We start from the raw sequence: 19,591 nt of genomic DNA on the forward strand, positions 1-19,591 counted from the left end.
AAGCAATCTGTTTGTTGGGATGAGATTGCTTCGTCATTCTTCCTCCCAATGACATAGTGTATACTATAAACTGAATACTGACAACTAAAATTACTCCACATACAACACCAACCCTTTTAAATAATGTCCTTCAGGATGGTAAATATTGGTTGGATGATCTGGTCCTTGTTCTAATTTGTGTAATACACGAATGTTTCTTCCTGTTTCAATAGCGGCTGCGGCTACAGTATTGTAAAACAATACATCATCGATTACTTGTGAACAAGAAAACGTGAATAAAATTCCTTTTGGTGCTAAGGCTTTTAATCCGGCAATATTTAAGCGTTTGTAGGCTTGTGTTGCGGTGTGTTTGCTTTTAATATTTTTCGCAAAAGCTGGCGGATCTAAAACAATAACATCATAGATTTGATGGTTTTCTTTCATGAAATTAAACACATCATCGGCTACTGCTTTGTGGTTTGAATTCGGGAAATTCAACTCCATATTTTGAGAGGCTAAATCAACCGCTTTTTGCGATATATCTACCGAAGTCACTAATTCGGCTCCTGCGGACATCGCATAAATTGAAAATCCGCCCGTATAACAAAACGTATTCAATACTTTTTTCCCTTTAGAAAAAGTACCTAATAATTTTCTGTTATCGCGTTGGTCAAGGAAGAAACCTGTTTTTTGTCCTTCCACCCAATTTACATGAAATTGAATGTTGTTTTCTTTAGCAATGGTACTTTCTTTGGTTCCAAATAAAAAGTAATCGGTTCCAGTATTCGGTAAAGTGCTTGAGCTTTTACAATAAATAGTTTCGCAGTTTTTAGCAAAAGTTTTTTGAATAGCATTTGCAATTTTCTCCATTTGGAAATAAATGCCAGAAGAATGTGCTTGGATAACCCAACAATTATTATAAAAATCGATGATTAATCCCGGAATGCCGTCGCCTTCACCATGAATTAATCGGAAAGCATTCGTTTCATTTACATCCAATAATTTAGTTCGTAATTCCCAAGCCGATTGTAATTTTTCAACCCAAAAATTTTCGGTAAATTGTTCTTTTCCAAAAGTCAATAATCGAACCACAATACTTCCTCTATCGCTAAAAAAACCAGCTCCTAAATGTTTTTGATTGTTATCGACAACATCTACTAATTGTCCGTCTTCTAGCTCTTCCGTAACACCATAAACAGCACCACTAAAAACCCACGGGTGTCTTCTTAGAATTGATTTTTCTTTACCTGGTTTTAAAATTACTTTTGGATTCATTGTTTTAATATGTCAATTTGAAAATGTGTCGATGTGTCAATTTTTTTCATTGGCTAACTGACTAATTAGCTTATTGGCACATTGTCTCATTGGCTAATTAATATCCATTTCAGGAATATTTCCTTCAATAATTAAGGTTCCTTCTGTTGCATTTTTAACGTCTTCAACACTAACGCCTGGTGCTGTTTCTAATAATTTGAAACCCTGTGGCGTAACTTCTAAAACGGCTAATTCGGTAACAATTTTTTTAACGCAACCAACACCTGTTAGCGGTAATGAACAACGTTTTAATAGTTTTGATTCTCCTGCTTTATTCACGTGCATCATCGCTACAATAATATTTTCAGCTGAAGCTACTAAGTCCATAGCACCACCCATTCCTTTAACCATTTTTCCAGGAATTTTCCAGTTGGCAATATCTCCATTTTCCGAAACTTCCATAGCGCCAAGAATGGTTAAATCTACTTTTTGAGCACGAATCATTCCGAAACTAAAAGCAGAATCGAAGAAACTTGCGCCCGGTAATGTAGTAATAGTTTGTTTTCCAGCGTTGATGATATCGGCATCTTCTTCTCCTTCAAAAGGAAATGGTCCCATTCCTAAAACACCATTTTCCGATTGAAATTCTACCGATATATCTTCACGAACAAAGTTGGCAACCAATGTAGGAATACCAATTCCAAGATTTACGTAGTAACCGTCTTTTACTTCTTTAGCAATTCGCTTTGCAATTTGATTTTTATCTAAAGCCATTTTTTTAATAATTTGTCAATTAGTTAATGTGTCGATGTGTCAATTTCAATATTTCAACTATAATTGTCCTATTGTCTCATTGGCACATTGTCTAATTATTTTTGACGAACAGTTCTTTGTTCAATTCTTTTCTCAAATTTCTCGCCTTGGAAAATTCTATTTACCATAATTCCTGGAATATGAATTTCGTTTGGATTTAAAGTTCCCGCAGGTACTAATTCTTCCACTTCGGCAATTGTAATTTTTCCAGCTCCAGCCATTGGTGCGTTGAAATTACGAGCTGTTCCTTTGAAAATTAAGTTACCTGCTTCGTCACCTTTCCATGCTTTTACTATAGAAAAATCGGCTTTAAAAGCGTGTTCTAAAATGTGCATTTTTCCGTTGAAATCACGCACCTCTTTACCTTCGGCTACTTCAGTTCCGTAACCTGCAGGTGTAAAAAAAGCAGGAATTCCAGCTTGTGCAGCGCGGCATTTTTCGGCTAATGTTCCCTGTGGGGTAAGTTCTACTTCTAATTCGCCAGAAAGCATTTGACGTTCAAACTCTGCGTTTTCTCCTACATAAGAAGAAATCATTTTTTTTATTTGTTTTTTTTGCAACAATAACCCTAATCCGAAATCGTCTACACCTGCATTATTTGAAATGCAAGTAAGATTATTTACGTTCATACGAACTAACTCGGCAATACTATTTTCAGGAATACCGCAAAGACCGAAACCACCCAACATAATAGTCATGCCGCTTTCGATACCTTGAAGTGCTTCTTGTACAGAATTAACTTTTCTTGAAATCATAATTATAATTTAGTTTGTTGTTTTTAAAATTCATCAATACTTGGTTCGTCTATAGACAATGTATCAACTTTTCTTTTCCAGCAATCTACTTTAATGGTTAGGTCTTTAGGTCGTTCAAAATCTTCGCTTGAAATATTTAATTCTTTGTCTTTGTAGCATTTATCCATGAAAATTCCCCAGATAGGTAATGCCATAGTTGCGCCTTGTCCATAAAGTGTGCTTCTAAAATGAGCTGCACGGTCATCGTTTCCTACCCATACACCAGCGGCTAAATTAGGCACCATACCCATAAACCAACCGTCGGAATTGTTTTGAGAAGTTCCTGTTTTACCTGCAATAGGATTTTTAAATTTATAATCGTATTGTGTTAAACCTCTAACACCTCCCCAACCTAAACGCTGTCCTGTACCGTCTTTTGTAACACCTTTCATTAATTCTATAATAGCATAGGCTACACTTTGGTTCATTACATCTTTACTTTCGGGAATAATTTGTTCGAGTACAATTCCGTTTTTATCTTCAATTCGTGTAATAAAAGTAGGTTGAATATATACCCCTTTATTAACAAAGGTACTAAAAGCTCCTACCATTTCTTGTACCGTAATTTCAACAGCACCAAGTGCAATTGCAGGTTGCTCGGGAATTTCGGTAGTTACACCTAAATCGTGCGCCATATCAATTACAGCTTTAGGGCCAACACGATCCATTAATTTAGCAGAAACGGTATTAACAGAATTAGCAAGTGCACTACTTAATCGCATCATACCTCTATAAGTGTTGTCAGAATTTTTAGGCGACCAAGAAGCGCCAATATTCCATTTACCTTTTGGCATTGTAAAAGGACCATCAATAATAGAATCGCAAGGCGACATACCTAATTGTTCTATAGCAGTTGCATATACAAAAGGTTTAAAGGTAGAGCCTACTTGGCGTGCCCCTTGTCCTACGTGGTCGTATTGAAAATATTTGTAATTAATACCACCTACCCAAGCTTTTATATGTCCCGTTTGCGGTTCCATTGCCATCATACCGGTTTGAAGGAAATGCTTGTAATAGCGTATAGAATCGCGAGGTGTCATTAAGGTGTCGATTTCGCCTTTCCAAGAAAAAACTTTCATTTTTGTTTTTTTATCGAACGAAGCCAATATTTCTTTCTCCGATTTCCCATCTTCTTTCATAACGTACCATCTTTCCGAATCGCGCATAGCTCTGTTCATAATGCGTTCGGTTTCAGCATCGGTAATGTTTACAAATGGCGCATTCTTTTTTCCTTTAGAAAGTTCGAAAAATTTCTTTTGTAAAATAGGTAAATGTTCTGCAACAGCCTCTTCGGCATATTGCTGCATTTTAGAATCGATAGTAACATATATTTTTAAACCATCGCGGTAAATATCGTATTCGGAACCGTCTTCTTTTTTATGATTTTTTGCCCATTGCTTCATATAGTTTCGTAAATATTCACGAAAATAAGTAGCATAACCAGATGCGTGGCTTTCGGGTTTAAAATCTAGTTTAATTGGAATTTTTTTAAGCGAATCGAATTGTTTTTCGTTAATAACATTATTGCGTACCAATTGCCCAAGTACAACATTTCTTCGGGTTGTAGAACGTTCTACAAAGCGATTAGGGTTGAATTTTGAAGGATTGGTTAACATACCCACAATAACAGCGCTTTCTTCTATAGTTAACTCTTTTGGGGTTTTGTTAAAATAGGTTTTTGCTGCCGAATTAATTCCTATTGCATTGTTTACAAAATCGACTTGGTTAAGATACATTGCTATTATTTCTTGTTTGGTATATTGACGTTCTAGGCGAACAGCAATAATCCATTCTTTAATTTTTTGAACAATTCGCATTACAATATTCTTAGAACCGTCTGCTCCGTGAAAGAGGTTTTTAGCTAACTGTTGTGTAATGGTACTTGCACCGCCATCGGTTCCTAATTTTAATACAGCTCTAGCAGTTCCTCGTGCATCTATACCAGAATGCTCGTAAAACCGTTCGTCTTCTGTAGCCACTAAAGCTTTCACTAAATGCGGTGGCAAATCGTTATAATTTACAGGAACTCTGTTTTCGGCATAATATTTTCCGAGTACAACACCATCGGAAGAAATAATTTCGGTAGCAATATTAGAATCGGGATTTTCTAATTTTTCGAAGCTTGGCATATGACCTAATAGTCCTAAAGAAGCTAAAAGGAATAATAAGATTACAAAAGCTAATCCGCCGAAAAAGATTTGCCAAAAGCGCTTTATATATATTTTATAATTAGGCTGATTTTTTTTAGTGTTCGCCATATTTTAGTTTGTTTTTTCTATTCTAAAACCTATTTCTGTAATTCCTGGAAGTTCCTCTACGCCATTAACTTCTCCTGTTTCGCGAACAGCTTGTGTAATAATAACTTCGTATTTTCCAGATTTGTTAAATGTAAAGTTTTCTTGATACCAAAGTTTATTTTCTTTAATATCGGAAAAACCACTACCCATTAATTCTCCGTTAGGAAAAGCCATTTCGTATTCTAAAGTGTCAATTTTAACTTCGTTTTTTGGGTTTTTAAAATTAACAATTAAAAAAATATTCGAAAACGGATATTTTTTATTATCTCGAATATTTAAAAATAAATTATACGGATTAATGGTGTCGGTTTGTTCAAACTCGAAGCGGATGCTGTCGTTTTTTGCCCAATTTCCATCTAGTTTTTGATAACTATCGAAAACTTGTTTGCCGTCGCAAGCAACTAGTAGTCCAAAAAACACTAGCATTATCCAGTATTTACTCTTTTTTAGGCGCATTTCTTTTATTGTAATTTCCTTTATTTCGTTTTCCTTTTTTATTGTTTTTGGGTTGCGAATTAGTAGTATTTTGCTCTGTTTTTTCAACTGTGTTTACTGTTTGTTTTTGTTCGTTTTTAGCAGCAACAGTGTTAGCTTCGTTTCGTTTTCGTTTTTTATTTCGATTGTTTTTCTTTTTTGGTGTATCAAATCGATTAAGCGAATCTTGTCCTACAACATTTTGGAAATTTTTAGGCTCATCAAGTTGCATTTCAAACACAAAATCTTCAAGAGCAGCCACTGTTTTTTGTGCTTTGTTTAATGCTATAATTTCCTGTACTTGTTCTACTTTTAACGTATGCCATTGCGAGTAGTTGTCTTCGTAGCAAAACCACATTATTCCTTTAAAAATATCTACTTTTTGGCACTTTGCCATTCCTTTTTCTGTTTTTAATCGCGTTTCCGAATCGGGAAAATCTTGCAAAGCATCTAAATAAGTGTCAAGTTCATAGTTTAAACAGCATTTTAATTTTCCGCATTGTCCGGCTAGTTTTTGTGGGTTTAACGATAATTGCTGATAACGTGCTGCCGATGTGTTAACGCTTCTGAAATCGGTAAGCCAAGTAGAACAACACAGTTCGCGACCACATGAACCAATGCCGCCTAAACGTGCTGCTTCTTGACGGAAACCTACTTGTTTCATTTCGATGCGAATTCCAAATTCTCGAGCAAAATCTTTAATTAATTGACGAAAATCGACACGGTCGTTTGCTGTGTAAAAAAAGGTTGCTTTAGAACCGTCGCCTTGAAATTCTACATCGGAAATTTTCATTTCCAGATTTAGTGCTATGGCAAGTTCACGAGCTCGCATTCTAACAGCCTCTTCTTTGTTTCGAGCTTCACTCCAAATGTCGATATCTTTTTGAGATGCTTTTCGGTAAACTTTAGAAAGTTCGCTATCTACAGCTACCTTCTTTTTTTTCATTTGTACTTTTACCAATTCGCCTGCTAGTGAAACAATTCCTACATCGTGCCCAGGAGAAGCTTCGGTAGCTACAATGTCGCCTATAGCAAGCGATAATTTTTCGGTGTTTCGTAAAAATTCTTTTCGTCCGTTTTTAAAGCGTACTTCAACCACGTCGAACGCTTGTTGTTCTTGTGGTAAATTCATGTTCGATAGCCAGTCGAATACTGTTAATTTATTACAGCTTTCGGTGCCGCACGAACCGTTATTTTTACATCCTTTTGGAGTGCCGTCTTTGGCTCCGCTGGAACAGTTATTACATGCCATAATTTTGTTTCTATTGTTATCGTTCCTGTTATTATAACGGAACTACTTAAAAAAAGTGTACTTTGGGTGTAAAGATAGCATATTTTTTTGAGTTGTAAACGAGATAAAATGCAATCGAATTTAACGCACTTTCTTTCCTTTACTTATTGTATTTTTATTGAATTGTGGGACAATTAGATTTAATCGTTTAGCTTCTGAAGTGTAAAATTCTTGCCGAGTACGATGATTTTGATCAACTCCATTTACGATTTTAATTTCTTTACTCGTTTTTATTAATTTAACCAATAAAGAAATTGCATTCTCTTGCGAAATAAAATTGATAGGAGCTTCTGGGTTAGGCAAATTGGTTTTTCCTGCTAAATAATAGACCGGATGACGATTTTTTCCAATTAATCCGCCTAAACGGATAATTGTTGTTTGAAAATTAGGATTCGACAATAATAATTTTTCGGTTTCCAACAGTTGCTTTCCGCTTTCTGTGGTTGGATTTGGAATTGAATTTTCATTGATTTCTACAATAGGAAATTCATCGGCGTAAACGGAAATTGAACTTACAAAAAGGACTTTTTTAATTGTTGACTGTTCGATAAACGGAATTAGATTTTCGATTTTTTGAACAAAATTTTCTGCGTTTTCTTTTCTAAGTTTTGGGGGAATATTGATAATTAGAATTTCGGAATTTTGTAAAAAATCTTCAATGTTTCCAACGATTTTTTTTTCGGATAAAGAAACAATAAAAGGTTGAATTTTATTTTGTAATAAAACAGCTTCTTTTTCTTTGGTTGTTGTTGAACCTTTTATAAAAAAACCTTGTTGTATTAATTGCTCGGCTAAAGGTAAACCCAGCCAACCACAGCCTAAAATTGAAATTTTTTTTCTTTTCTCTTTCATCTATTATCTAAAAATCAATTCTCTTTTTTTACTAGTAAAAAGCCGTCGTTTTCAATTTCCATATAGCCTTGATCGTATAAAAAATAGTACATATTGCCGTTTTTGGTTTGGTAAATAGAGGTAAAAAAATCGAAATCGAAGCCTTTTGCAATTAGTTTTGTTCTCGAAGTTTTGGTTTTATCGTTTGGGTTTAAAGCGCAAAGAATGCGATAATTTTTACGAAGTTTGTTGTTAATGTTTCGCATTAAATTATTTTGGTCTTTGTTCATTTTGTTGTTGTAGGCATTACGGCAGCCATCGCTACAAAATTTTTTATCTTCGCGACCCATAATTTTATCGCCACATTCTAAACAAGCTTTATTCATTTTTTTATTTTATTTCAATTTTTTAGATAATTCAAATTACATCCGTTTGTAATTAAACTTCATTTCTTTTCCACTTTCTTCAAAAACTACATAAATATTCATTTCGTTTTCGGATACTTTTTCAAACGTAAATCGGTCGAAATAAACTTTATTACTTTCAATTTTTACTAATTGAAAACTTTCTTTTTCATCTTGTTTTTCCCAACCTTTTAAATCGGGACCAAAGTGTTTTATTTCTAACACCAACGAATTGTCAATTTGTTTAATATGACCTAATTCGTAAAATACGACTTTTCCGTTTTCTATAAATTTAAAACAAAACAGCATTGTACCAGCGCTTGGTTTATCCCAAAATTCTTCGCAAATGCCACCCATAGCTTCGCCTCGCCATGTACCCGAAATCCATTCTACATCTTGTAGAGTTGCTTTTGACACCCCTTTTTCATTATTATAAGTTAAAGTATTTTGGGCTTTACACGACAGCGTTAAAAATAGAACGCTAAAAAAAAGTAAAAGGTTTTTCATAGTTTTTATTTTAATTTTTTTAAACTATATAAATCGTGTCGGCGATCTTTCATTATTTGCACACTTCCGTGTTCGTGCAATTCTTTTAATGCTTCAATATCTACATCTACAATTAAAGTCATTTCGGTATTTGGTGTCGCTTCGGCTTTTATTCCATTACTTGGAAATGCAAAATCTGATGGTGTAAAAACTGCCGCTTGAGCATACTGAATATCCATATTGTTTACTTTAGGTAAATTACCTACACAACCCGCAATGGCTACATAACATTCATTTTCTATAGCTCGAGCTTGAGCACAATGTTTAACACGCGTGTAACCGTTTTGTGTATCGGTTAAAAAGGGAACAAACAGAATATTCATACCTTCGTCTGCCATTAAACGCGAGAGTTCTGGAAATTCTACATCGTAGCAAATTACAATTCCTATTTTTCCGCAGTCGGTGTCGAAGGTTTGTATGGTGTTGCCACCCGTAATTCCCCAATGAAAAACTTCATTTGGCGTAATATGAATTTTGCGATACATTTCGCTAGTTCCATCGCGGCGACAAAGAAAACCAACATTATAAACATGTCCGTCTTCTAAAAAGGGCATACTTCCAGTAATAATATTTATGTTATACGAAATGGCAAATTCCTGCATTTTGTTTTTAACCGCATCGGTGTATTTTGCTAATTCTCGTATGGCTTCGGCTTCGCTTAAGTGGTTAAAATCGGCCATTAGCGGTGCAGTAAAAAATTCTGGAAATAGCGCGAAGTCGCTACCATAACCTGAAACGGCATCGATAAAAAATTCGGTTTGTTCGTAAAGCGCATCTAAATTGCGAAGCAAACGCATTTGCCACTGAATTAACCCCAAACGAATAACACTTTTTTCTACATTAATTAGTTTCTTTTCTTCTTCGTAATAAATATTATTCCAATCGAGTAAAACGGCAAATTCTTGCGAATTTTTATCGCCTTGTAAATAATTACGCATAACACGAACGGGTTGAAAATCGTTGCTTAATTGAAACGATAAAACCGGATCATAAATTTCTTTTTTCTTTACTTTTTCTATAAATTCTTTAGGCGAATAGTTATCGGCATATTGCAAATAATTAGGAATTCTACCTGCAAAAACAATAGCTTTTAGATTTAGTTGTTCGCACAATTCTTTTCTGGCATCATATAAACGCCTACCTAAACGCAAGCCACGATAATTTGGGTTAATAAACACATCGATTCCGTATAAAATTTCCCCTTTTTTTGTATGCGTAGAAAACGAATAATTTCCAGTAATTTCTTTATAATTATGTAATTTATAAGCTGTTTTTTCGGGAACTATTATAGATAAAGCAGAACCCACAACCACATCATCGGCAAGTATTACCAATTGACCTTCGGGAAAAACAGCTAACAACTCTTTAATGTGCTTTTCGTCCCAATAAGCGTTTTCCATATCAGGATAGGCCTCAATCATTGATTCTTTTAACTGTTTGTAATCTTCAATCTGTAAATTTCGCAGTGCTACTTTTTTAATTTGTTGTTGCATAAAAATGTTAGTTTTTTCAAAGATAAGAAATAAAATTTCCGTTTACAAACGCTTACAATTATTTACAACCGAAAGTAAATAGCTAATAACCGAATAACGTTTTGTAATTATAAAATCTTTGCACCGTCAAACCGAACGAACGAGTTTAAGCTCTATCAAGATGACAAAAATCAAATATTATTTTTTTAAACATTTAAATTTTACACGCCATGAAAAACAAAGTTCAATTAATCGGACACGTAGGTCAAGAACCTGAAGTTAAAACCGTAAACGGTAAAAAAGTAGCTAATATTACACTTGCTACAAACGATTTTTATTACAACGACAAAAACGAAAAAGTAGAACAAACCGAATGGCACAGAATTGCTGCTTGGGGTAAAACTGCCGAAATTATTGAAAAGTATGTAAGTAAAGGAAAAGAAATTGCTATTGAAGGTAAACTTACACATCGAAGTTATGATGATAAAGAAGGAAACAAACGGTATGTTTCGGAAGTGTTGATTTCGGAAATACTACTTTTAGGAAAGTGATTAAAAGGCGGTTGTTTAACCGCCTTTTTTATAATTTTATTTTTAAAAAAGTAAGAAAAAGTGATTTTTCTAGTTTTTTATCAACACGAAAACGTTTTCGGAAAAAGCAAGAAGCTAGAATAATTGCTTGTTGATTATCAAAATAGTACATTTAGGTTATTAAATTGTTAAAAATGAAAAATTCTACTTTTACAACAATTGGTTTAATAGTTATGTTTTTAGTATCTTTTGTAAGTTCTGCTCAAGTAGGAATAAATACTACATCGCCTAAAAGCACTTTAGATATAAACGGAAATCTATCAGTTAAAACGGTATCGGTTAATGGTAATGGTACAGGTGGTGGAGGTAGTTCTGTTCTGCTTAACGACGGTGTTTATATATCGGTTTCGCCGTCTAGTAACGACGATAAATTTGAACTTCCAGATCCTACGCAATATCCTGGGCGTGTTTATTTTATACGAAATATACACAATAGTAACACAGCCCAGTTAATAACACCTAATGGATTGTTTTTTTTAAAGGGAATTACCTCTGGTGGTTCAAGTAATCTTTTTATGTATGATAACCACTTGCGTTCTGTGTTAATTGTAAGCGACGGGTTAAACTGGACTATTTTTAACGCTGAAGACGGCGCTTCTTTACCCTAAAATAATAGTAATACCATATAATTTTATTCGCTTTGTTTAAACTTTAGTATTTTTGTCAAAAATTACTAAAGTGAGTAAAGGTGTTTTATTGGTAAACTTGGGTTCGCCCGATAGTACCGAATTAAAAGATGTAAAAAAATATCTCGATCAATTTTTAATGGATAAACGTGTAATAGATATTCCATATCTTTTACGTGCTTTTCTTGTAAAAGGAATTATACTTAACACACGACCTAAAAAATCGGCTGCAGCCTATAAAAAAATATGGTGGCCCGAAGGTTCTCCTTTAATTGTGTTTTCTAAACGCTTACAAAAGAAAGTACAACACCAAACAAGTATTCCTGTTGCGTTGGCTATGCGATATGGAAATCCTAGTATTGAAGCTGGTTTGCAAGAATTACACAGCAAAGGTGTAACCGAAGTTTTGCTATTTCCATTGTATCCGCAATTTGCTATGGCTACTACCGAAACAATTTTAGTAGAGGCTGAAGAAATTAGAAAAAATAAATTTCCGCATTTAAATTTTACAATTCTTCCTGCGTTTTATAATCAAGCCGATTATATTCGGAATTTATCAAACGCTTTGCAAAACGCGTTACACAATTTTAAAGCTGATTATATTTTGTTTTCCTATCATGGCGTTCCAGAACGGCACATTAAAAAATCAGATGTTACCAAAAACCATTGTAAAATAGATGGAAATTGTTGCAATACACCATCAAAAGCGCATGAATTTTGTTATCGCCATCAATGCTATGAAACAACAAAACAAGTTGCCCAGTTTTTAAATTTACAAGAAGGAACATTTAGCACCTCGTTTCAATCGCGTTTAGGAAAAGACCCGTGGTTACAACCTTATACCGATGCTACAATTGATGAATTGGCTCAAAAAGGAATTAAAAATTTAGCGGTAGTAACACCCGCTTTTGTTTCAGATTGTTTAGAAACTCTAGAAGAAATTGGCATGGAAGCCGCACACAGTTTTAAAGAAAACGGAGGCGAAAACTTTTTAGCTGTTCCTTGTTTAAACGATAATGACGATTGGACACAAACACTAAGCCGCTGGATTGACCAATGGGCAACGCAAAGTTAACAGATGAAATAAGCATAATAGAAAATAAGACTAATCTAAATTTATTAGTGAAATCGATTTAATGTATTAAAAACAAATGAATAATTAGATGAAAACAACTTCATCAGAATTAGGAGTTCTTGATATTCCAAAATTGTTACTAAAACAATCTATTCCTGCATCAATAGGAATATTGTTTATGTCTATAAATATTTTAATAGATACTATTTTTGTTGGTCAGTGGATTGGTTCGCTTGCTATTGCAGCGGTTTCAGTTGTTTTACCGATTACATTTTTAATTTCCTCTTTAGGAATGGCAATAGGAATAGGCGGTAGTTCTATTATTTCGAGAGCTTTAGGAGCTGGAAATAAAGAAAAAGCATTAACAACCTTTGGCAATCAGTTAATGATTACTTTAACTTTAGCATTAGCGTCTGTTTTAGTAGGCTATTTTTTTTCACACGAAATACTACTATTATTTGGAGCAAATGGAGATATAAAAGCACCAGCGCACGAGTTTTTTTTACCTGTTTTATTAGGTGTTCCGTTTTTAGCCTTGTGTATGATGGGAAACACGGTTATTCGTGCCGAAGGAAAGCCCAAGTTCGCAATGTATGCTATGATTATTCCTGCATTTGGAAACATAATTTTAGATGTTGTTTTTATAAAAATTCTTAATTTAGGAATGTTTGGAGCAGCTTTGGCTACGTCAATTTCATATTTTTTGTGTTTTGTTTTTATTCTTTGGTTTTTTGTATTTAAAAGCGAATTAAAAATTAGGTCAAAATATTTATTATTAAATACTGCAATTGTAAGAGAAATTACGTCGTTAGGTTTTGTAACTTTTGCTCGGCAAGGAGTTGTGGCGCTTTTATCGATAATTCTCAATCATATTTTGTTTATTCACGGTGGCGAACATTCGGTTGCTGTTTATGGTATAATTAGTAGAATGTTAATGTTTGCTTTGTTTCCTATTTTAGGCGTAACACAAGGCTTTATTCCTATTGCAGGATATAATTATGGAGCCAAAAAGTTTGATAGAGTTAGCCAATCAATCTCAATTTCGATTAAATGGGCGGCTTTTTTAGCAACCTTAATTTTCATTGTTATTGTAATTTTTGCAAAACCCATTGTATCGGTATTTACTACCGATGCTAAAATTATAGAAGAAACACCTTCTGCATTGCGTTGGGTTTTTGGAGCATCGCCCATTATTGCCATTCAATTAATTGGTGCAGCCTATTTTCAGGCAGCCGGAAAAGCTATTCCAGCATTGTTATTAACGTTAACCAAGCAAGGTTTTTTCTTAATTCCGCTGGTTTTAGTTTTGCCACATTATTTTGGTATCTTTGGGGTGTGGATTTCATTTCCTATTGCCGATGTGCTATCAACTTTGGTTACAGCTATTTTTTTGAAAAGAGAAATGAATGTAAAGTTAAAACCTATTGAAAATGGATTATAACTACATAAAAGCACTACATTTAATTTTTGTTATTACTTGGTTTGCAGGCTTGTTTTATATTGTTCGATTGTTTGTGTATCATGCCGAAGCCAAACAAAAACCACAACCCGAACAAGATATTTTAATACAACAATACCAAGTAATGCAATACCGCTTGTGGTATATTATAACTTGGCCAAGTGCTATTATAGCAAGTATTTTTGCTTTTTGGTTGCTTTATTTAAACCCAACGTGGTTACAACAGCCGTGGATGCACGTTAAATTGTTTTTTGTGTTTTTATTGTATTTGTATCACTTAAAATGCCATCAAATTTTTAAACAATTACAACGCAACCAAGTAAAGTATTCTTCAAATTTTTTTCGCTTGTGGAACGAAGTCGCTACCATAATTTTATTTGCTGTAGTATTTTTGGTTATCCTTAAAAATGCTATAAATTGGATTTATGGTGTAGTAGGAATTCTACTTTTTTCCGTACTTTTAATGCTCGGATTTAAGTTGTATAAACGAATTCGCGAAAAGAACAATTCCTAAATGTATCGACTATTAAATTTAAATCAGCTATCGCTTCGGGTAAGAATTTTCTTATCTATGTTGTTTTTAACCTTAATAGCTTCGGTATTAATTGCGCTAGTTTCTATTTATCAATTTAGAAAGGAAGCCAAAAATTATCATCAAGATCGATTAGAACGAAAAGAAAATTCAATTGTAGAAAATATAAATTACGTTTTAAAAACCACAACCTATCCACTAACTACAGAGAATATTCCGTATATTTTTAAAGATAAAATACACGAGTTGTCTGATATTCATAGTATGGATATTAATATTTACGACTTAAAAGGCAATTTGCTCATTTCGTCTAAACCTGTTTTTAAAGTAGATACAATACCATCTAAAATAAACAACGCAACACTTCGTATTTTACAAGGAACACTAGATAAACGCTACATCGAGTTTTTAACCGTTAACGGCAATCAATTCCGTTCGTCGTATTCGTATATAAAAGATAATAAATTTAAACCACTAGGAATATTAAATTTACCATATGAAGAAGATACGAGTTTTTACGACAACGAGGTAAAAAGTTTTTTAATCCGATTTGGGCAAGTATATTTGGTAATGTTTTTAATTGCCATTGTTTTGTCGTATTTTTTATCGAGCTATATTACAAAATCATTACAATTAATAAGCGATAAAATTAGAGAAACCAATTTTAGTAAAGAAAATCCAAAACTCGAATTACAAGACGGAAGCAAAGAAATTAATGTTTTAATTGAATCGTATAACAATATGGTTGATCAATTAGAACAAAGTAAATCGAAATTAGCACAAAACGAACGCGAACAAGCTTGGCGCGAAATGGCAAAGCAAGTGGCTCACGAAATTAAAAATCCGCTTACGCCAATGCGTTTAACGGTGCAAAGTTTTCAAAGACGATTTAATGAGAACGACCCAGAAATAAAACAAAAATTAAACGATTTTAGTGCCACATTAATTCAACAAATAGATACTATGAGTTCTGTTGCCAATGCGTTTTCTAACTTTGCTTCTATGCCAGCGCAACAAAACGAAACATTAAACGTAGTAAAAATAGTACAATTAGCATTAGATATTTTTAATGAAAACTTTATTCAGTTTCAAGCGTCTGAAGACAAAATTATTGCCGTTTTCGATAGAACGCAACTAATTCGCGTTATTACCAATTTGGTTAAAAACGCTATTCAAGCTATTCCAGAAAATCAAGAAAATAAATTAGTTTTAGTTTCTGTTTTTAAGCAAGCCAATAATGTTGAAATTTCAGTAAAAGATAACGGAATAGGAATTTCTACCGAAAATCAACAACGAATATTTGAACCAAAGTTTACTACAAAATCTAGCGGAATGGGACTTGGTTTGGCAATCATAAAAAATATAATTGAAAATTATAACGGAACAATTACCTTTGAAAGCGAAATTAATAAAGGCACAACTTTTACAGTTTCGTTTCCTGTTGCAAAACATACAAAAACACTATAAAATGGAAAATATTTTAATTGAAAAAACCGAAAATATTGCAGTTGTAACCATTAATCGTCCAACTAAATTAAATGCGTTAAATAAAGCTACCATTCAAGAACTAAACCAAGCTTTTAAACAACTTAACGAAGACAAAAATACAAAAGCAATTATTGTAACAGGAAGTGGCGAAAAAGCCTTTGTGGCAGGAGCCGATATTGCAGAGTTTGCTCATTTTTCGGTTGAAGAAGGCGAAAAACTAGCGGCAGAAGGACAAGCGCTACTATTCGATTTTGTTCAAAATTTGGAAACGCCAGTTATTGCAGCGGTAAACGGTTTTGCTCTTGGTGGCGGATTAGAATTGGCTATGGCGTGTCATTTTCGTATTGCTTCCGATAATGCAAAAATGGGTTTACCCGAAGTAACTCTAGGTGTAATTCCAGGTTATGGCGGAACACAACGTTTAACGCAACTAGTAGGAAAAGGACGCGCTATGGAAATGATAATGACTGCAAAAATGATTGATGCACAAACGGCTTTAAATTACGGGTTGGTTAACAATGTAGTAAACCAAGAAGAATTGTTGTCTTTTACTAAAGATATTGCTGTAAAAATAACCAAAAACTCAAGTGTGGCAATAGCAAAAGCGATACAATCAATTAATGCTAATTTTGAAGAAGGCATTAATGGCTATAATGTTGAAATTAAAAACTTTGGCAACTGTTTTGGAACGGAAGATTTTAAAGAAGGAACAACGGCTTTTTTAGAAAAACGCAAAGCGAATTTTCCTGGAAAATAACTATATTTCTTTCACAGAAATAATATGCACTGGGCAGGCTTTTTCAGCTTGCTCACAAACTTCAACTATTGTATGGTCATGCGATTTTAAGGTGTGAAACCCTTTATTGTTTACAGATTTTATTAAAACCGTTTTTCCGTCTTTTTTAGACATTTGAAACTGCCTTGGTGCAAATTCAACACAGTAATTGCAACCAATACATTTATCTCTTTGTAAGGTAACAACAACCATTAGGCTTCAACAATTTTGTATAATTTATCCGACAAACGAATGCGAAATGGTAATTTTAAGGTTAAGCTATCGCCTTTGGTGGCTTTATCTAAATTTTCATCATTTACCATCATATCTTCAATAAGCATTTCTTGAACACCTGTTGAAGGACCAGTTATTAAAATTTTATCACCTTTTTTTAAGTCATACGCTTCAATTTTAAACTCTCCAATTGCTGCTTTCGGAAAATAATGAACGCCTTTGCCAATATACACTTTTTTTTGTGTGGCACTACTGCCCGATTCTTTACTCCATTCGCCTAACTTTTGACCTAAATAATAACCACTCCAAAATCCTCGGTTGTAAACGGTATTTAATGCTTCCATCCATTCGCTAACTTTTTCCTGAGAAAAAACACCTTCGTAATAGGCGTCAATTGCCTCGCGGTAGGTTTTAATTACTGTAGCCACATATTCAGGAGCACGACCTCGACCTTCAATTTTTAAAACTTTAATGCCAGAATCAATAACTTGATCTAGAAAATCGATAGTACATAAATCTTTAGGTGACATCATGTATTCGTTATCAATTTCGATTTCAAAGCCACTTTCTTGATCAATAACGGTATATTTTTTACGACAATTCTGCTTACAAGCTCCTCTATTAGCAGAAGAATTGTGCGAATGCAAACTCAAATAGCATTTACCCGAAACCGCCATACATAAAGCACCATGCCCAAAAATTTCAATTTCAACCAAATTACCACTTGGCCCTTTTACTTGTTCTTTTTCAATTTGTTCCGTAATTTTCTTTACTTGACGCAAACTTAATTCACGCGATAACACTATGGTATCGGCAAACATTGCATAAAACTTTACCGTTTCAATATTGGTAACATTTACTTGGGTAGAAATATGTACTTCCATACCAATACTACGAGCAGTCATAATTACTGCTTGATCGGCAGCAATAACAGCGGTAATATTTGCTGCTTTCGCTTTGTTTAATAGAGTTTTTACAATCGATAAATCGTGATCGTAAATAATCGTATTTAATGTTAAGTAGGTTCGTACATTTTTTTCTTGACAACGACGAGCAATTTCTGGTAAATCATCTAAAACAAAATTCATCGATGCTCGAGCACGCATATTCAATTGTTCTACACCAAAATACACCGAATCACAACCATTGTCTAACGCAGCTTGTAGTGCTTCAAAGTTTCCGGCTGGCGCCATTAATTCAATTTTTCCAGTAGTTGTCATTTTGAAATAAATTTAAATAATTTATCCGATTTTCTAATTTTAAAAGGCAATTCAACTGTGATTTTATCTCCTGCTTTTGCTGTTGAATTTTCGATTCCGTTAACCAACATTTTTTCTAAAGTAAATTTTACTTCGCCTGTTGTTGGTCCCGAAATTAATAGTGTATCACCTATTTCGATTTCTTTGTTTGAAAGTAAAAATAAAGCAACTTGTGATTTTGCATAATAATGTTCGCCATTTCCAACTAATACTTTTTTTGGTGCAACTTTTTGACGAATAGCTAAATCACCTTCGGATTTTGCTTTGGCAAGTGGCACATCAGAAAGTGAACCTGAGTGTTTAAACTTTAACGCATCTGATTTTCCTTTTTTGAAAATTTTATTGCTATTGCTTCTACCTTTTCTAAGTTTGATTTGTTCAACTAATGGCAAATGAATAATTTCTTGACATTCGCTAGAACAACAATGATCCATTTTAGAAGCACATTCATCGCATTGTATAAATAATAAATGGCAACCATCATTTGCACAATTGGTGTGGGTATCGCAAGGTTTTCCGCATTGATGGCATTGCGAAATAATATCATCTGTAATACGTTCGCCCAATCGATTATCAAAAACGAAATTTTTACCAATAAATTTACTGTCTAAATTTTCCGCTTTTACTTGTCGTGCATATTCAATAACTCCGCCTTCTAACTGATACACATTTTTAAAACCTTGATGTTTAAAATAAGCCGATGCTTTTTCGCAACGAATACCACCAGTGCAATACATCAACAAGTTTTTATCTTCTTTAAAATCTTTTAATTGCTCATTGATAATTGGTAAACTTTCGCGAAAGGTATCTACATCGGGAGTAATGGCACCTTTAAAATGCCCCACTTCACTTTCGTAATGATTGCGAAAATCGACTACAATAGTATTAGGATCATCTAATAATTGATTAAATTCTTTAGCTCTTAAATGAATGCCTTTATTGGTTACATCAAAAGTAGCATCATTTAAACCATCGGCAACGATTTTATGACGTACTTTTATGGTTAATTTTAAAAAAGAATGATCGTCTTGTTCACGCGCTACATTTAAACGGATGCCACGCATAAAATCATAAGCGTCTAAAGTGTTTTTAAATGCTTCAAATTGATCGGCAGGCACACTCATTTGTGCATTAATTCCTTCGTGAGCAACATAAATTCGACCTAAAGCGTCGAGTGCATTCCAAGCTAAAAATAAATCGTCGCGAAATTGTTGAGGGTTTTCAATTTTGGCATACGCATAGAACGAAAGTGTGATTCTTTCTTTACCCGCTTCTTCAATTAATCGGGCACGTTCTTCTGCGCTTAAAGTGTTGTACAGTTGCATGCTATAACATTTAAGTGAGAAATTATTTTTTGAATTCTAAATGGAAGAATTCGGGTGCAAATATACAGCTATT

Annotated in this window: 20 protein-coding genes; 7 read left to right on the plus strand and 13 right to left on the minus strand. The window is 33.8% G+C overall.

All coding sequences use genetic code 11. From position 1 onward, the window contains the following. Positions 1-90: 90 nt before the first annotated feature. The 10 genes from R2808_RS02800 to R2808_RS02845 all read right to left on the minus strand — a co-directional run bounded on the left by R2808_RS02800 (position 91) and on the right by R2808_RS02845 (position 10,176). Positions 91-1,254: a class I SAM-dependent rRNA methyltransferase gene (locus R2808_RS02800; RefSeq protein WP_371269425.1), complete on the minus strand. Its 1,164-nt coding sequence runs from the start codon at positions 1,252-1,254 to the stop codon at positions 91-93. A 93-nt stretch (positions 1,255-1,347) separates the two neighbouring features. Beyond that, a complete protein-coding gene (locus tag R2808_RS02805) occupies positions 1,348-2,007 on the minus strand; it encodes a CoA transferase subunit B (protein ID WP_371269426.1) in 660 nt (219 codons plus the stop codon). A gap of 95 nt (positions 2,008-2,102) precedes the next feature. Continuing rightward, a complete protein-coding gene (locus R2808_RS02810; protein ID WP_371269427.1) occupies positions 2,103-2,801 on the minus strand; it encodes a CoA transferase subunit A in 699 nt (232 codons plus the stop codon). A 23-nt stretch (positions 2,802-2,824) separates the two neighbouring features. Continuing rightward, entirely contained in the window at positions 2,825-5,098 is a 2,274-nt protein-coding gene (locus tag R2808_RS02815; protein WP_371269429.1) for a penicillin-binding protein 1A, read from the minus strand. Between the two features lie 3 nt (positions 5,099-5,101). Beyond that, positions 5,102-5,593, minus strand: a complete 492-nt coding sequence (locus R2808_RS02820) for a gliding motility lipoprotein GldH (protein WP_371269430.1) — start codon at positions 5,591-5,593, stop codon at positions 5,102-5,104. Next, on the minus strand, positions 5,574-6,863 hold the full coding sequence (locus R2808_RS02825; RefSeq protein WP_371269431.1) for a stage 0 sporulation family protein: 1,290 nt from the start codon (positions 6,861-6,863) through the stop codon (positions 5,574-5,576). Before R2808_RS02825 ends, R2808_RS02820 begins: the two co-directional genes overlap by 20 nt. A gap of 120 nt (positions 6,864-6,983) precedes the next feature. After that, positions 6,984-7,754 (minus strand): SDR family NAD(P)-dependent oxidoreductase, encoded by a 771-nt coding sequence (locus R2808_RS02830; protein WP_371269432.1) that lies wholly within the window; start codon positions 7,752-7,754, stop codon positions 6,984-6,986. Positions 7,755-7,768: 14 nt separating this feature from the next. Then, complete coding sequence (locus R2808_RS02835; RefSeq protein WP_371269433.1) at positions 7,769-8,119, minus strand: hypothetical protein; 351 nt, start codon at positions 8,117-8,119, stop codon at positions 7,769-7,771. Between the two features lie 36 nt (positions 8,120-8,155). Then, entirely contained in the window at positions 8,156-8,644 is a 489-nt protein-coding gene (locus R2808_RS02840; RefSeq protein WP_371269434.1) for a DUF6265 family protein, read from the minus strand. A gap of 5 nt (positions 8,645-8,649) precedes the next feature. Next, positions 8,650-10,176: a GNAT family N-acetyltransferase gene (locus R2808_RS02845; protein ID WP_371269435.1), complete on the minus strand. Its 1,527-nt coding sequence runs from the start codon at positions 10,174-10,176 to the stop codon at positions 8,650-8,652. 209 nt (positions 10,177-10,385) lie between these two features. Here R2808_RS02845 and R2808_RS02850 point away from each other — a divergent pair, with 209 nt between their 5' ends. The 7 genes from R2808_RS02850 to R2808_RS02880 all read left to right on the plus strand — a co-directional run bounded on the left by R2808_RS02850 (position 10,386) and on the right by R2808_RS02880 (position 16,682). Then, positions 10,386-10,706 carry a single-stranded DNA-binding protein gene (locus R2808_RS02850; protein WP_371269436.1) on the plus strand — a complete coding sequence of 107 codons (321 nt, stop codon included), beginning with the start codon at positions 10,386-10,388 and terminating at the stop codon, positions 10,704-10,706. A 173-nt stretch (positions 10,707-10,879) separates the two neighbouring features. Continuing rightward, entirely contained in the window at positions 10,880-11,353 is a 474-nt protein-coding gene (locus R2808_RS02855) for a hypothetical protein (protein ID WP_371269437.1), read from the plus strand. 70 nt (positions 11,354-11,423) lie between these two features. After that, positions 11,424-12,446 (plus strand): ferrochelatase, encoded by a 1,023-nt coding sequence (gene hemH, locus R2808_RS02860; RefSeq protein WP_371269438.1) that lies wholly within the window; start codon positions 11,424-11,426, stop codon positions 12,444-12,446. 88 nt (positions 12,447-12,534) lie between these two features. Further along, positions 12,535-13,887: an MATE family efflux transporter gene (locus tag R2808_RS02865; RefSeq protein ID WP_371269439.1), complete on the plus strand. Its 1,353-nt coding sequence runs from the start codon at positions 12,535-12,537 to the stop codon at positions 13,885-13,887. Continuing rightward, entirely contained in the window at positions 13,877-14,419 is a 543-nt protein-coding gene (locus R2808_RS02870) for a CopD family protein (protein WP_371269440.1), read from the plus strand. The genes R2808_RS02865 and R2808_RS02870 overlap by 11 nt, the downstream gene beginning before the upstream one ends. 57 nt (positions 14,420-14,476) lie before the next feature. Continuing rightward, entirely contained in the window at positions 14,477-15,904 is a 1,428-nt protein-coding gene (locus tag R2808_RS02875; RefSeq protein ID WP_371269567.1) for a PAS domain-containing sensor histidine kinase, read from the plus strand. A 1-nt stretch (position 15,905) separates the two neighbouring features. Then, a complete protein-coding gene (locus tag R2808_RS02880; protein ID WP_371269441.1) occupies positions 15,906-16,682 on the plus strand; it encodes an enoyl-CoA hydratase/isomerase family protein in 777 nt (258 codons plus the stop codon). Here the strand turns inward: R2808_RS02880 and R2808_RS02885 are convergent, their stop codons facing one another. From R2808_RS02885 to R2808_RS02895, 3 genes are read right to left on the minus strand one after another with little or no spacing between them, the layout of a single operon-like run. Then, entirely contained in the window at positions 16,683-16,913 is a 231-nt protein-coding gene (locus R2808_RS02885) for a ferredoxin (protein ID WP_371269442.1), read from the minus strand. Next, positions 16,913-18,154, minus strand: a complete 1,242-nt coding sequence (locus tag R2808_RS02890) for a peptidase U32 family protein (protein WP_371269443.1) — start codon at positions 18,152-18,154, stop codon at positions 16,913-16,915. The genes R2808_RS02885 and R2808_RS02890 overlap by 1 nt, the downstream gene beginning before the upstream one ends. Further along, complete coding sequence (locus R2808_RS02895) at positions 18,151-19,518, minus strand: rhodanese-related sulfurtransferase (RefSeq protein ID WP_371269445.1); 1,368 nt, start codon at positions 19,516-19,518, stop codon at positions 18,151-18,153. Before R2808_RS02895 ends, R2808_RS02890 begins: the two co-directional genes overlap by 4 nt. Positions 19,519-19,591 lie beyond the last annotated feature (73 nt).

Origin of the sequence: Flavobacterium sp., assembly GCF_041392005.1 — a bacterium.
GTDB lineage: Bacteria > Bacteroidota > Bacteroidia > Flavobacteriales > Flavobacteriaceae > Flavobacterium.